The organism is Halomonas koreensis, assembly GCF_031451675.1.
In the GTDB taxonomy this organism is placed as follows: domain Bacteria; phylum Pseudomonadota; class Gammaproteobacteria; order Pseudomonadales; family Halomonadaceae; genus Halomonas; species Halomonas koreensis.
The window spans coordinates 131,770-144,579 of the sequence record NZ_JARWAK010000005.1 but is presented as its reverse complement, the minus strand read 5'-3'; the positions used below and the strand labels follow the sequence as shown (position 1 = coordinate 144,579).

General features: G+C 72.2%; 12 protein-coding genes. 6 read left to right on the top strand and 6 right to left on the bottom strand.

Annotated elements, in window-relative coordinates:
- Window positions 1-52: 52 nt before the first annotated feature.
- Together QC818_RS07915 and QC818_RS07910 are read right to left on the bottom strand one after the other, a co-directional pair.
- Entirely contained in the window at window positions 53-1,120 is a 1,068-nt protein-coding gene (locus QC818_RS07915) for a GGDEF domain-containing protein (protein ID WP_309652297.1), read from the bottom strand.
- Window positions 1,121-1,176: 56 nt separating this feature from the next.
- Window positions 1,177-1,896, bottom strand: a complete 720-nt coding sequence (locus QC818_RS07910) for a YebC/PmpR family DNA-binding transcriptional regulator (RefSeq protein ID WP_309652296.1) — start codon at window positions 1,894-1,896, stop codon at window positions 1,177-1,179.
- 136 nt (window positions 1,897-2,032) lie between these two features.
- Here QC818_RS07910 and QC818_RS07905 point away from each other — a divergent pair, with 136 nt between their 5' ends.
- The 3 genes from QC818_RS07905 (at window position 2,033) to QC818_RS07895 (ending at window position 5,562) form a co-directional block, all read left to right on the top strand.
- On the top strand, window positions 2,033-3,220 hold the full coding sequence (locus QC818_RS07905) for a M24 family metallopeptidase (RefSeq protein WP_309652295.1): 1,188 nt from the start codon (window positions 2,033-2,035) through the stop codon (window positions 3,218-3,220).
- A 70-nt stretch (window positions 3,221-3,290) separates the two neighbouring features.
- Window positions 3,291-3,512, top strand: a complete 222-nt coding sequence (locus tag QC818_RS07900) for a hypothetical protein (RefSeq protein ID WP_309652294.1) — start codon at window positions 3,291-3,293, stop codon at window positions 3,510-3,512.
- A gap of 157 nt (window positions 3,513-3,669) precedes the next feature.
- The gene (locus tag QC818_RS07895) at window positions 3,670-5,562 is read left to right on the top strand and encodes an ABC transporter ATP-binding protein (protein ID WP_309652293.1); all 1,893 of its coding nucleotides are present in this window, start codon (window positions 3,670-3,672) and stop codon (window positions 5,560-5,562) included.
- A gap of 28 nt (window positions 5,563-5,590) precedes the next feature.
- On the opposite strand, the gene QC818_RS07890 is transcribed toward QC818_RS07895, so the two are convergent.
- Together QC818_RS07890 and QC818_RS07885 are read right to left on the bottom strand one after the other, a co-directional pair.
- Window positions 5,591-6,226, bottom strand: coding sequence for an FMN-binding negative transcriptional regulator (locus QC818_RS07890; RefSeq protein ID WP_309652292.1), 636 nt, complete (start codon window positions 6,224-6,226; stop codon window positions 5,591-5,593).
- Entirely contained in the window at window positions 6,210-6,680 is a 471-nt protein-coding gene (locus QC818_RS07885; protein WP_309652291.1) for a GNAT family N-acetyltransferase, read from the bottom strand. The genes QC818_RS07890 and QC818_RS07885 overlap by 17 nt, the downstream gene beginning before the upstream one ends.
- A gap of 88 nt (window positions 6,681-6,768) precedes the next feature.
- Between QC818_RS07885 and pdxR the strand changes: the two genes are divergently transcribed.
- The 3 genes from pdxR to QC818_RS07870 all read left to right on the top strand — a co-directional run bounded on the left by pdxR (window position 6,769) and on the right by QC818_RS07870 (window position 9,711).
- The gene (pdxR, locus tag QC818_RS07880) at window positions 6,769-8,274 is read left to right on the top strand and encodes a MocR-like pyridoxine biosynthesis transcription factor PdxR (protein WP_309652290.1); all 1,506 of its coding nucleotides are present in this window, start codon (window positions 6,769-6,771) and stop codon (window positions 8,272-8,274) included.
- 126 nt (window positions 8,275-8,400) lie between these two features.
- Window positions 8,401-9,189: a TIGR01458 family HAD-type hydrolase gene (locus QC818_RS07875; RefSeq protein ID WP_309652289.1), complete on the top strand. Its 789-nt coding sequence runs from the start codon at window positions 8,401-8,403 to the stop codon at window positions 9,187-9,189.
- A gap of 66 nt (window positions 9,190-9,255) precedes the next feature.
- Window positions 9,256-9,711, top strand: coding sequence for an aminoacyl-tRNA deacylase (locus QC818_RS07870; RefSeq protein WP_309652288.1), 456 nt, complete (start codon window positions 9,256-9,258; stop codon window positions 9,709-9,711).
- Between the two features lie 6 nt (window positions 9,712-9,717).
- On the opposite strand, the gene QC818_RS07865 is transcribed toward QC818_RS07870, so the two are convergent.
- Window positions 9,718-11,004: an MgtC/SapB family protein gene (locus tag QC818_RS07865; protein ID WP_309652287.1), complete on the bottom strand. Its 1,287-nt coding sequence runs from the start codon at window positions 11,002-11,004 to the stop codon at window positions 9,718-9,720.
- Window positions 11,005-11,098: 94 nt separating this feature from the next.
- Window positions 11,099-12,796 (bottom strand): choline dehydrogenase, encoded by a 1,698-nt coding sequence (betA, locus tag QC818_RS07860; RefSeq protein WP_309652286.1) that lies wholly within the window; start codon window positions 12,794-12,796, stop codon window positions 11,099-11,101.
- Window positions 12,797-12,810 lie beyond the last annotated feature (14 nt).

Here is a 12,810-nt window from a genome sequence, read left to right as displayed (position 1 = left end):
GGGGATGCCGATGACGCCACGCGGCCGGCCCCTCGGGGCCGGCCGCGTGCGTTCAGGGGGCGTCATCGCCGACGATCCGGTCGCGCCCCAGCGCCTTGGCCCGGTAGAGCAGCCGGTCGGCGCGCTCCAGGGCGCGCTCGACGGCTTCCCCGGGCGCCAGCAGGGTGGCGCCGAAGCTCATGGTCAGGCGGATCGGCGTGCCGGCGACATCGGGCGTCCCGCGCAGGGCGGCGGCGAAGCGCTCGAGGACGCTCCGGGCCTCCGCCGGGGTGGTGCCGGGGAGCACGATCAAGAACTCCTCGCCGCCCCAGCGGCACAGGCAGTCCGAGGCCCGGAAGTGGGCCTGCAGGCGCTCGGCGACGGCGATCAGGCAGTCGTCGCCGACGTCGTGGCCATGGCGGTCGTTGATCGCCTTGAAGTGGTCCAGGTCGCCCAGCGCCAGGGTGCTGGCCTCGCCGGTGCGCCGGTTGCGCTCGCCGAGCTGGCGCAGGAAGTCGGTGGCGAAGTGGCGGTTGTAGAGGCCGGTGAGGGCATCCCGGGTGGCCTGCTCGGTCAGGTTGCGCTCCTGGGACTCGTTGACGCTGCGCACCACCAGCCCCAGCATCACCAGCCCGGCGGCCGACAGGCCGATGTTGAGCGCGGCCAGGGCCGTCGGCCAGGGCGCCGCCAGCGGCGACGGCGGGCCGCCGGGGGCGAGCTCGAGGGCCGTGAACAGGCCCAGCAGGCCGAGGCCGAAGGGCGCCGAGAAGCGCGGCCGCATGCGCGGCGCGAGCACCGCCAGGCAGGCCACCGGCCACAGGTAGTAATGGAAGCCGGCGGCGGGGCCCAGCCACAGGTCGGCGAGCAGGGCCTGCGCCGCGGCATCCAGGCCGGCCAGGGCGGCGGCGAGGGTGTGGCGCCCCCGGTGGTTGGCGACGAAGGCCAGCGCCCAGGCGGCCGCCCCGGCGGCATGGGCGGCCGCCAGCCGGGGCAGGTCCAGCCCCGCCAGCAGGGGGACGAAGGCCGCGTGCACGGCGGCCCCGAGCGGGGTGGACAGCCACAGCATGACGTATCGGCGGTAGTGCCGCGCCGCGACCCGGTGAGGCCGCGCCTGGATGACGAAGCGGCGGCGTCGCATCATGGCCCCTTGCGGCTCGGGGGCCGGGGCGCCTCGCCGGGAGGGGCGAGGCGTCGGCCTCAGTCGAGCTCGGCGTTGTGGTAGACGTTCTGAACGTCGTCGAGGTCGTTGAGCATGTCCAGCAGCTTCTCGAACAGCGCCACGTCGTCGCCTTCCACCGGGGTGGTGGTCTGGGGCAGGAACTGGATCTCGTCGGCCTCGAACTCCAGCTCGCCGAAGGCGTCGATCAGGGCCTGCTTGGCCTTGGCGTACTCGGTGTGCGGCGCGAAGACGGTGATCCGGCCGTCCTCGTTCTCGATGTCGGTGATGTCGACGTCGGCCTCCATCAGCGCCTCGAGCACGGCGTCCTCGTCGCTGCCCGCGAAGGCCAGGATGGCGCAGTGGTCGAACATATGGCTGACGCTGCCCGGCGTGCCCAGCTTGCTCTTGGTCTTGGTGAAGCAGGTGCGCACGTCGCCGATGGTGCGGTTGGGGTTGTCGGTCAGGCACTCGACGATGACCATGGCGCTGCCGGGGCCGAAGCCCTCGTAGCGGGCCGGCGCGTAGTCCTCGCCGCCGACGCCGCTGGCCTTGTCCAGCGCCTTGTCGATCACGTGGGACGGCACCTGGTCCTTCTTGGCGCGCTCGATCAGGCCGCGCAGCGCCAGGTTGCTGTTGGGGTCGACCCCGCCCTGCTTGGCGCAGACGTAGATCTCGCGGCCGTACTTGCTGTAGACCTTGGTCTTGGCGGCGGCCGTCTTGGCCATGGATTCCTTGCGGTTCTGGAAGGCCCTGCCCATTGCACTGTCCTGTTCGACGAATATCGGGCCAGAATTCTACGTAACCGCGTGCCGCCGTAACAGCCCTGTTTTCCGCTGTCGCGGGGCGGCGGCCCCCGGCTACACTGGCCGGAGGCCCCCCGGCAGGAGCGCGCGCATGGATCATCACGCCTATCGTCAGGCCCTGGCCGAGCGCCTCGCCGGCAGCGAGGTGCCCTTCCCCGAGCCCGAGCTGGCCGCGCGCCGCCGCCGCCTGCGCGAGGCCATGGCGGCGGCCGGCCTCGAGGGCCTGCTGCTCACCGATCCGGCGGACCTCCACTACCTCACCGGCTACCACACCTTCGAGGTGTCGGTGCACGCCTGCCTGGTGGTCACCGCCGAGCGCCTGGTCCTCCAGGTGCCGTCCATCGAGACCGGCCCGGCGGTGGTCACCGCCCGGGTGGACGAGGTGATCGGCTACCGCTGGGAGAACCCCGGCGAGGTGATCGAGCCGCTGGCCGAGCGACTGGCGCCGTGCCGGCGCATCGGCCTGGACCCGATGAGCGCCGGTCTGCGTCCCGGGGTGCTGGCGCCGCTGCAGGCGCGGCTCGGCGCCGAGCGCTTCCGCGACGACGGCGGCGCGCTGGTCGATGCGCTGCGCCTGGTCAAGAGCCCGCTGGAGCTCGACTGGCTGCGCGAGAGCGCGCGGATCACCGGGCTGGGCATCCGCGCCGCCCGTCGGGCCATCGCCCCCGGCGTCACCGACGACGCGGTGGCGGCGGAGGGCGCCCGGGCGATGCTGGCGGCGGGCAGCGAGTTCATGAGCCTGCAGCCCATCGTCACCGTCGGGGCGCGTTCGGGGACCATCCACGTCAACCACAAGCGCCGGGCGATCGGCGCGGGCGAGCCGGTGTTCCTGGAGTTCGGCGCGGCCTGGCAGCGCTATACCGCGCCGATGATGAGCACCGCCGTGGCGGGGCGGGCCGACGACGAGATGCGCGCGCTGCGCGACGCCTGTCGGGCGATCTTCGAGGCGCTGTGCGCGGCCATGCGGCCGGGCAACACCTTCGATGACGCGGCCCGCGCCGGGGAGGCGGCCCTGGCGCCGCTGGCCGATCGGGCCTTCTTCTCCGGGGTGTTCGGCTATGCGGTGGGCGCCCAGTTCCCGCCCAGCTGGGTGGAGGGCACCGGCTACATCGCCCGGGGCCAGGAGCGCGCCTTCGAGGCCGACATGGTCTTCCACCTGCCGCTGTGCCTGCGCCTGCCGGGGCGCTTCGGCATCGGCCTCAGCGACACGGTGCGGGTCACCCCCGAAGGCGGCGAGCCGCTCACCGACAACGACTGGCGTCTGCACGAGCGCGATTGATGTCGACGTTGTCGCGGCGCGGCCTTCGGGACCATGCTGAGGGGGAGTCCCCAACCGCAAGGAGCCGGTCATGACCCAGACTCTCACGGCGGCCTACCCGGACCGCCTCAAGGCCCGCAACGCCCTCGACGAGCTCGTCGCCGACGGCCTTCCCCGGGAGTCGCTGTTCCTCGACGAGGAGCGCGGGGAGGTCAAGGTGATCATTCCCGACGAGGGCCGGCGCGAGGTCGAGGAAGTGCTCGGCCGCCACGAACCGACGCAGCTCTGGTCGCGACCCTACGAGGGGGGATGAGCCGCCGGCGTCGACACGTCATCGAGGTGGGCGGCTCGGGTGCCCCGACGCCCCTCTATCGCGCCGAGCAATGCATGCGCCGCCGCGCCCTTGCCGGGTGTCGGCGGCGCGCGCATGCTGAGGGCGTTGCCATTTTGCGTTGCCTCGGGAGATGCCGATGTTCCGCTTCTTCGAGACCCTGGTGGACCCCTATCCCGAGCGCGAGCTGGGCGTGCCGCCGCGCGGGCTGCTGGCCTTCATCCGCCACTACTCGCGACCGGTGGCGTGGCTGCTGGTGGCCATGTCGGTGGTCTCGGGGCTGGTCTCGGCGGTGGAGCTGGTGTTCTTCCACAGCATGGGGCAGCTGGTCGACTGGCTGAGCGACGCCGACCGGACGATCTTCTTCGCCGTCCACGGCTGGCGCCTGGCGGGGCTGGCGGCGCTGGTGCTGGTGGGCCTGCCGCTGCTGGTGCTGCTGCGTTCGCTGTTCACCTACCAGGGCATCTTCGGCAACTATCCCATGCTCGGCCGCTGGCTCTCCCATCGCCAGATGCTGGCTCAGAGCATGGCCTTCTTCCAGGACGAGTTCGCCGGGCGGGTCTCGCAGAAGGTGATGCAGACGGCGCTGGCGATCCGCGAGACGGTCATGAAGCTGATGGACCTGCTGGTCTACGTGGCCGTCTACTTCGTCGGCGCCATGTGGCTGCTGGGCCGCGCCGAGCCCTGGCTGGTGGTGCCGCTGGTGCTGTGGCTGGCCGGCTATGTCGCCCTGATGCGGCTCTTCGTGCCGCGGCTGCGGGCGGTCTCCATGGCCCAGGCCGATGCCCGGGCGCAGATGACCGGGCGCATCGTCGACAGCTACAGCAACATCCAGACCATCAAGCTGTTCGCCGACCGCCGGCGCGAGCAGGCCTACGCCCGGGACGCCATGGAGGGGTTCATGGCCACGGTGCATCGCCAGATGCGCCTGGCCACCTGGCTGTCGGTGTCGCTGACGGCGCTCAACTCGCTGCTGCTGGCCTCGGTGGCGACGCTGGCCATCGGCGCCTGGTACCTGGAACTGGTGTCGCTGGGAGTGATCGCGGTGGCGATCGCGCTGGTGATGCGCATCCGCTTCATGTCCGATTGGATCCTGTGGGAGGTGGCGAGCCTGTTCGAGAACATCGGCACCGTGCAGGACGGCATCAACACCATCGCGCGGGAGCCGGCGGTGCAGGATGCGCCGGACGCCGGCGAGCTGGCGGTGTCGCGCGGCGAGATCCGCTTCGAGGCGCTGCGCTTCGGCTACGAGCGGCCCGCGGCGGCGCCCTCGCGGCCCGTCTTCGAGGGCTTCGACCTGACCATCGCCCCGGGCGAGAAGGTCGGGCTGATCGGCCGCTCCGGGGCCGGCAAGTCGACGCTCGCCAACCTGCTGCTGCGCTTCTATGACCTGCAGGGCGGGCGCATCCTGATCGACGGCCAGGACATCGCCGGCGTCACCCAGGAGTCGCTGCGCCGCCACATCGGCATGGTCACCCAGGACACCTCGCTGCTGCACCGCTCGGTGCGTGACAACATCCGCTACGGCAGCCCAGAGGCCGACGACGAGGCGATCATGCGGGTGGTGCGCCAGGCCCATGCCGACACCTTCCTCGACGAGCTGGTCGATCCTCAGGGGCGGCGCGGCCTGGACGCCCACGTCGGCGAGCGCGGCGTGAAGCTCTCCGGCGGCCAGCGCCAGCGCATCGCCATCGCTCGGGTGCTGCTCAAGAACGCGCCGATCCTGGTGCTCGACGAGGCCACCTCGGCGCTGGACTCCGAGGTCGAGGCGGCCATCCAGGAGCAGCTCTACGCGCTGATGGCGGGCAAGACGGTGATCGCCATCGCCCACCGGCTGTCGACCATCGCCATGCTCGACCGGCTGGTGGTGGTCGACGAGGGGCGCATCGTCGAGGTCGGCAGCCACCGCGAGCTGCTGGCCCGCGACGGCCTCTACGCGGCGCTGTGGCGGCGTCAGTCCGGCGGCTTCCTGGGGCTCGAGTGCGACGGCGAGGCCGAGGCGGCGCCGTCCGTCTCGGCCTCGGACTCCTGAGCCACGCCTCGTCGCCACGGCGCCGGCGCTACCGACAGGCCTCCTCTCCCTCCGAGCCGGGCATGTCCTCGAGGCAGCGTCGCGTATAGCGCCCGAGCCGCCGGGCCAGCGGATCGCCGCTGGCGTCCAGCCCGGCCAGTACGCCGGCCTGATCGGCGCTCGAGCGGTGCAGGCCGAGCTTGGCCTTGCCCTGCAGGTCGTCCAGGCGGATGCGGAAGCCGACGACCCCCGCCAGCAACCGGCGGCGGTAGGCCGCGTCGCCGAGCGCCGTGTCCTCCCGCAGGCCGGGCTCATGGTGGGCCACCAGCGCCTCCATGGACGCCAGGGTGGCGGCATCGTCGAGCCGCTCGAGGACGCCGCGCGCGTGGACGGCGACATAGTGCCAGGTCGGCACCGCCGGCCGAGTGACATACCAGCGCGGGGAGACGTAGGCGTGGGGCCCCTGGAAGACGGCCAGCACCCGCCGGCCCTCCAGCCCGTGCCAGTGGGGGTTGGCGCGGGCGAAGTGGCCGTAGAGGCTGCCCAGCGGGCCTTCGTCGCGGGCCAGCACCAGGGGCAGATGGCTGACCCGCAGGCGGTCATCGGTGAGCGTCGCGAAGCCGTGGGCGTCGATCAGCGCCTGGGCCTCGGCAAGCGACATTCGGGTGTCATGCGGACGGTGCATGGCGCCTCCCGCCATCGAGGCTCAGGGCGTAGTGATGGAAGGCCTCGTTGCGCCGCCAGCCCTCCGATTCGTAGAGGGCCTGGGCGACCCGGTTGTCGGCGCCGGTGGCCAGCGTCAACTGGTGGACGCCTTCGGCCCGGGCCTGGTCGGCGGCGGCCCGCATCAGGGCGCGGCCGATGCCCCGGTCGCGGGCCTCGGGCGCCACGAAGAGGTCGTTGAGCCGCCACTGCCGGGCCAGCCGCACGGTGCTGAACAGCGGGTAGCACTGGACGAAGCCCGTCAACAAGTCGTCGTCCTCGTGCACCAGCAGGTGGGAGTCACCCTGTTCCAGGCGCCGGGCCACGAAGCGGCGGGCGGCGTGCGGGTCGCTGGCCTGGGCGTAGAAGACGCGGTAGCCGTCGAGCAGCGCGCCGAGAGGCTCGATGTCGGCGAGCCGGGCATGGCGGATGGGCATGGTGACCTCCCTGGGCGGATCGGCGATGACAGTCCCGGAGTCTGTCGGCATAGTGGTTCCCTGATAAGGACCAGTCTCGAGGAAAATCATGGAACCGGTTGCCGTCGCACATGCCGACTGGCTCGGCGAGGCGCTGGGCATCGAGTTGAGCGAGCCCTCCGCGCTGCCGCTGACGCGCCGCCTGTACCGGGCGCTGCGGGCCTGGATCCAGGCGGGACGCCTGGCCAGCGGCAGCCGCCTGCCGTCGTCGCGCCGCCTGGCCCGGGAGCTGGGGGTGGGGCGCAACACGGTGCTGGACGCCATCGATCAGCTGGTCGCCGAGGGCTTCCTGCTGACCCGCCCCGGCGCCGGCACCTTCGTCGCCGACCTGCCGTTCGGCGGCGTCGAGACGCCTCCGGAGGCTTCTCCGGAGAAGGCCGCGTCGGTCTCGCTGTCGGCGCGGGGCGAGCGCCTGCTGCGCGCCTGTGGCGCGTCGCAGGGGCATCACGAGGCCTTCCCGCCGGGGGTGCCCGCCCTCGACCGCTTTCCTCGCGAGCTCTGGCAGCGGCTGCTCAGGCGTCACCAGCGGCGCCTGCCCGAGGCCTGGCTGGACTACCGCGCCGAGGGCGGCGTGGCGGCGCTGCGCGAGGCGCTGTGCGACTACCTGCGGCTGTCGCGCTCGGTGCGCTGCCGGCCGGAACAGGTGCTGGTGGTGCAGGGCGCCCAGCAGGGCTTCGAGCTGGTCGCGCGGCTGCTGGGCGACCCCGGCGACGCGGTGTGGATGGAGGAGCCCGGCTACGGCGGCGCCCGGGCCTGCTTCGATGCCGCCGGCCTGGAGGCGGTGCCGGTCCCCGTGGACGGCGAGGGCCTGGATCCCGGACGCGTGCCGGCCGGCCACGCCGCCCCACGGCTGATCTACGTGACGCCCTCCCACCAGTATCCCAGTGGCGTGACCATGAGCCTCGCCCGTCGCCTGGCGCTGCTCGAGGCGGCCGAGCGACACGGCGCCTGGATCGTGGAGGACGACTACGACAGCGAATTCCGCTACGGCCAGCGTCCCGTCGCCGCCCTCCAGGGGCTCGCCGAGGCGGCGCGGGTGATCTATGTCGGCACCCTCAGCAAGGTGCTGTATCCGGGGCTGCGGCTCGGCTACCTGGTGCTGCCCGAGGCGCTGGTGGAGCCCTTCCGGCGCGCCAATGCCCGCCTGCATCGCGAGGCGCAGTACCCGGTCCAGGCGGCGCTGGCCGAGTTCATCGCCGCCGGCCACTTCGCGCGGCACGTGCGCCGGATGCGCGACTGCTACCGGCGGCGCCAGGCGCTGCTGCGCCGTGCGCTGGCGCCGGCCGTGGCGCGGGGGCTCACGCTGTCGGAGGGGCAGGCCGGCATGCACCTGGTGGCCTGGCTGGACGATCTCGACCTCGAGGCGACCCTGGTTGAGCGCGGCGCGGCCCATGGCATCACCCTGTCGCCGTTGTCGAGCCACTATCTCGAGGCGCCGGGGCGGCCGGGGCTGGTGCTGGGCTATGCCGGCACCCGCGACGACGAGATCCTGCGCGCCGGGTGCTGGCTGGCGGAGGCCTGGCTGTCGCGGGGCGAGGCGGCGGCGTCCGGCTGAAGCGGGGGCTACGCCTCGCGCGGCATTCGCTATCCTGATGTCCGAGCCCGCCCGCATGGGCGGCCCGGAGAGAACCGGCGGCGTCGACGCGCCCGACGCCGTCGCTGACGGCGGCGGAGGTGCCTCATGCTCAAGGCGGTACTGCTCGATATCGGCGGCGTGCTCCATGAAGACGGCCGAGCCCTGCCCGGGGCCGTCGAGGCGGTGGCCCGGCTGCAGGCGGCAGGGCTGGCACTGCGCTTCGTCACCAATACCTCGCGCAAGACCGGCGAGCGGGTCCACGCCGAATTGCGCGAGCTGGGCTTCGCGGTGGAGCCGGCGCAGATCTTCACCGCACCGGCGGCGATCAAGGCGCACCTGCGTCGCCATGGCCTGCGGCCCTACCTGCTGATCCATGCCGACCTCGACCCCGAGTTCGCCGACCTGGCGAGCGACGCCCCCGATGCCGTGGTGCTCGGCGATGCCGCGGAGCGACTCGACTATGACCGCCTGGACGCCGCCTTCCAGCTGCTGCAGCGCGGCGCGCCGCTGCTGACGGTGGGCACCAACCGCTACTTTCGCCGTGACGGCGCGCTGCATCTGGATGCGGGGCCCTTCGTGCGGGCCCTGGAATATGCGGCCGGCATCGAGGCGGTGGTGCTCGGCAAGCCCGCCGAGGGGTTCTTCCGCGCCGTGCTGGCCGACGCCGAGGTGTCGCCGGAAGAGGCGCTGATGGTCGGCGACGACGTCGAGTGCGACGTGGCCGCCGCCCGGGCGCTGGGCCTGGAGGCCTGCCTGGTGCGTACCGGCAAGTACCGCGACGGCGACGAGGCCCGGGCGCCCGGGGCGGACTGCGAGGACGACCTGGCGAGCCTGGTGGCCCGGCGCTTCGGCGACGGCCGGGCGGGGCGGCGCGGGCGCGGAAAAGGCTGCTAGGCTTTTTTCAGGAGCCCGCCGCTTCCCGGGGTTCCGGCCCTTGAACCATCCTCGGAGGGTGCCCCCATGTCCATGGAACGCGTGAAGCGCTTTCTCGACGAGAACGGCGTGAAATATGTCATCCAGCAGCATTCCCCGGCCTACACCGCCCAGGAGATCGCCGAGGCCGCCCACGTGCCCGGTCGCCACTTCGCCAAGAGCGTGATGGTCGACATCGACGGCCGCCTCGCCCTGGTGGTGCTGCCGGCCACCGATCGCGTGGACCTGCCGCGGCTGGCCCAGTCCGTGGGCGCCGGCGCCGTCGACCTGGTGCCGGAAGACGACTTCAGCCGCCGCTTTCCCGACTGCGAGCCCGGCGCCATGCCGCCCTTCGGCAACCTCTTCGAGCTGGAGGTGTTTGTCTCGCCGCACCTGGCCGAGGCCGACATGATCGCCTTCAACGCCGGCAACCATCACGAGGTCATGCAGCTGGCCTACGGCGTCTTCGCCCGGCTGGTCGAGCCGGCCGAGGTCGCCATGTAGCCGGCGTCAGCCGGACAGCCCCCAGGCCAGCCCCAGGCCCGCCAGCAGCGACAGCGCCATGGGCAGGGCGACGCGCCGCCCCAGCCCCGCCCCACCCAGGCCGGCCGCCATGGCGGCCTTGATGGCGTTGTTCACCGAGGCGGCGATGATGATCCCGAGCACCGCCGTTGACAGGTCGATGGTGCCCTGGGACATGCGGGTCAGCGACAGGGTGATGGCATCCACGTCGGCCACGCCGGACGAGGCCGCCAGCAGGTAGATGCCGGCATCGCCCAGCCACTCCTTGAGCCATTGGCCGAGCACCATGATCACCGCCAGCAGCACCCCGAACAGCAGGGCCATGCGCAGCTCCAGGGGGTTCTGGTGGCGCTCGGGGCGGTCCACCTTGGTGTCCCGGCGATGGCCGCGCCAGATGACCAGGGCCGGCACGTAGAGCAGCACGCCCATCACGCCGATCGGCAGGACCAGCCGGGGCAGCAGGGCGGGCTGGATCACCAGGCAGTAGAGCAGGATGCGCGGGAACATGGTGCCGCAGGCGATCAGGATGCCGGACGCCAGCAGCGGCGAGAGCTCGCGGTTCTGCCGCGACAGGCGGGCGAAGTGCAGGGTCAGGGCGGTGGAGGAGCTGAGCCCGGCGAACAGGCTGGTGAACAGGATGCCCTTCTCGGCGCCGCCCAGGCGCATGGCGAAGTAGCCGATGAAGGAGATGGAGGCGATCAGCACCACCATCCACCAGATCTCGTGGGGGTTCAGGGCGTCGCCGGGCCCCAGGCCGCGGTCGGGCAGCAGCGGCAGCATCACCACCGTGATCAGCAGCAGCTTGAGGCCGGCGTCCATCTCGTGGGCCTGCAGCTTGTTGAGCAGGCCGTGGATCTCGCGCTTGTTGTCGAGGATCAGCGCCGTCACCACCGCGCAGGCGGCGGCCAGGGCCAGGTCGACGGCCACCGCCACGGCGCCGAAGCAGAAGGTCAGCAGCAAGCCGATCAGGCTGGTGATGCTGTAGTCCCGGCTGTGGGGCATGCGCGCGCGCTGGGCGACCAGGGAAATCCCGGCCACGGCCAGCAGCAGCAAGGGAAAGGCCCACTCGCTGACGGCCTCGGAGAGCAGCGCGGCGAGGCCGCCGAGCAGGCCCACCAGGGCATGGGTGCGGATCCCGGCGATGCGCTCCCCGGCCTTCTTCTCACGGGCCACCCAGCCGCGCTCGATGCCGATCAGCGCGCCGAGCAGCAGCGCCACGGTCAGCCGCAGGGCGGCCTCGTTGCCGGTGAGGAACTGGGTGGTCACTTCGTCCATGTCCCGCGCGCTCCCTCGTCCGCGATCGACATCTCGAGTCTGGCGCCCCGTCTGGCCGCTGTCGAGGCGTCGGCGGCCGGCAGGCCGGGCGCCCTCAGTCCGGCGTTCGCTCGGGCGGGGCCTCGCGCTGCTTGACCTGCCAGGCCTCCAGCGAGAAGGCCGGCGCCGTGGAGGGCGGCAGCGGGTCGCGGCCGAGCACGTGGTCCGCGCCCTTCTCGCCGATCATGATGGTCGGCGCGTTGATGTTGCCGTTGGTGACGCTGGGCATGATCGAGGAGTCGATCACCCTCAGCCCCTCGATGCCGTGGACCCGGCACTGGGGATCGACCACGGCCATGGCGTCGGTGCCCATCCGGCAGGAGCCGCAGGGGTGGTAGGCGGTCTCGGCGGTCTCGGCCACCCAGGCGTCGATCTCGGCGTCGCTCTGCACGCCGGGGCCGGGGGAGAGCTCCTCGCCGCGGTAGGGGTCGAAGGCGGGCTGGGCGAAGATCTCCCGGGTCAGGCGCAGGGCCCGGCGATAGTCCTCCTTGTCGGCCTCCTCCTGCAGGTAGTTGAAGCGCATCGACGGCGGCGCCGCGGGGTCGGCGGAGGTCAGGCGCAGCTGGCCGCGGCTGCGCGGCTTGTTGGCCCCCAGGTGGACCTGGAAGCCGTGGCCCTCGGCGGCGCTGGAGCCGTCGTAGGCGATGGCGCCGGCCAGGAAGTGGTACTGGATGTCGGGATAGCGCAGCCCCTCGCGGCTGCGGATGTAGCCGTTGGATTCGAACTGGTTGCTGGCGCCCAGGCCTCGCTTGAAGAAGAACCAGCGCGCGCCGATCCACAGCCGGGCCAGCGGGTTGAGCCAGCCGTTGAGGGTGATCTTCTGCGTGCAGCTCTGCTGGACCCAGACCTCCAGGTGGTCGTGGAGGTTCTCGCCCACGCCGGGCAGGTCGTGGACCACCTCGATGCCGTGCTCGCGGAGGTGCTCGGCGGGGCCGATGCCCGACAGCATCAGCAGCTTGGGCGAGTTGAAGGCGCTGGCCGAGAGGATCACCTCGCGCCGCGCCCGCACCCGCACGGTCTTGCCCCGCTGGCGGTATTCGACGCCCACCGCGCGCTTGCCGTCCATCAGCACCCGGGTGGTCAGGGCGTGCATCTCGAGTGCCAGGTTGTCGCGCGCGAGCGCCGGCTTGAGGTAGGCGTTGGCGGTGGAGCAGCGCACCCCGTCGCGCACCGTCATGTCCATGCGGCAGAAGCCTTCCTGGCGATAGCCGTTGTAGTCGGCGGTCTCGCCGTAGCCGGCCTGGCGGCCGGCCTCGATGAAGGCCCGGTACAGGGGGTTGGCCATGTCGTTGCCGTTGCACACCCCCAGCGGGCCGCCGCTGGCGCGATAGTCGTCCTCGCCGTAGAGGCAGTCCTCGGCGCGCCTGAAGTAGGGCAGCACCTCGGCGTAGCTCCAGCCCTCGGCGCCGCGCTCGGCCCATTCGTCGAAGTCGCCGGCGCAGCCGCGCACGTACGCCATGCCGTTGATCGAGGAGGAGCCGCCGATCACCTTGCCGCGGGCCTGGTGGATGCGCCGGCCGCCGAGGCCGGGCTCCGGCTCGGTGTACAGCTCCCAGTCGAAGCGCGGCTTGTTGAGCGGGATCGAGAAGGCGATGGGCATCTGGATGTAGATGGAGTTGTCCTTGCCGCCGAATTCCAGCACCAGCACCTGATGCTGGCCGTCCTCGCTCAGCCGGTCGGCCAGCACCGAGCCGGCCGAGCCCGAGCCGACGATCACGTAGTCCGCGACCCGGTCGAAGGTGGCATCGTTCATGGCGTCGCTCCTCG

Bases quoted from the DNA above. Each gene is read 5' to 3' on its own strand.
- QC818_RS07915 (WP_309652297.1), bottom strand. From the start codon at position 1,120: ATGATGCGACGCCGCCGCTTCGTCATCCAGGCGCGGCCTCACCGGGTC.
- QC818_RS07910 (WP_309652296.1), bottom strand. From the start codon at position 1,896: ATGGGCAGGGCCTTCCAGAACCGCAAGGAATCCATGGCCAAGACGGCC.
- QC818_RS07905 (WP_309652295.1), top strand. From the start codon at position 2,033: ATGGATCATCACGCCTATCGTCAGGCCCTGGCCGAGCGCCTCGCCGGC.
- QC818_RS07900 (WP_309652294.1), top strand. From the start codon at position 3,291: ATGACCCAGACTCTCACGGCGGCCTACCCGGACCGCCTCAAGGCCCGC.
- QC818_RS07895 (WP_309652293.1), top strand. From the start codon at position 3,670: ATGTTCCGCTTCTTCGAGACCCTGGTGGACCCCTATCCCGAGCGCGAG.
- QC818_RS07890 (WP_309652292.1), bottom strand. From the start codon at position 6,226: ATGCACCGTCCGCATGACACCCGAATGTCGCTTGCCGAGGCCCAGGCG.
- QC818_RS07885 (WP_309652291.1), bottom strand. From the start codon at position 6,680: ATGCCCATCCGCCATGCCCGGCTCGCCGACATCGAGCCTCTCGGCGCG.
- pdxR (WP_309652290.1), top strand. From the start codon at position 6,769: ATGGAACCGGTTGCCGTCGCACATGCCGACTGGCTCGGCGAGGCGCTG.
- QC818_RS07875 (WP_309652289.1), top strand. From the start codon at position 8,401: ATGCTCAAGGCGGTACTGCTCGATATCGGCGGCGTGCTCCATGAAGAC.
- QC818_RS07870 (WP_309652288.1), top strand. From the start codon at position 9,256: ATGTCCATGGAACGCGTGAAGCGCTTTCTCGACGAGAACGGCGTGAAA.
- QC818_RS07865 (WP_309652287.1), bottom strand. From the start codon at position 11,004: ATGGACGAAGTGACCACCCAGTTCCTCACCGGCAACGAGGCCGCCCTG.
- betA (WP_309652286.1), bottom strand. From the start codon at position 12,796: ATGAACGATGCCACCTTCGACCGGGTCGCGGACTACGTGATCGTCGGC.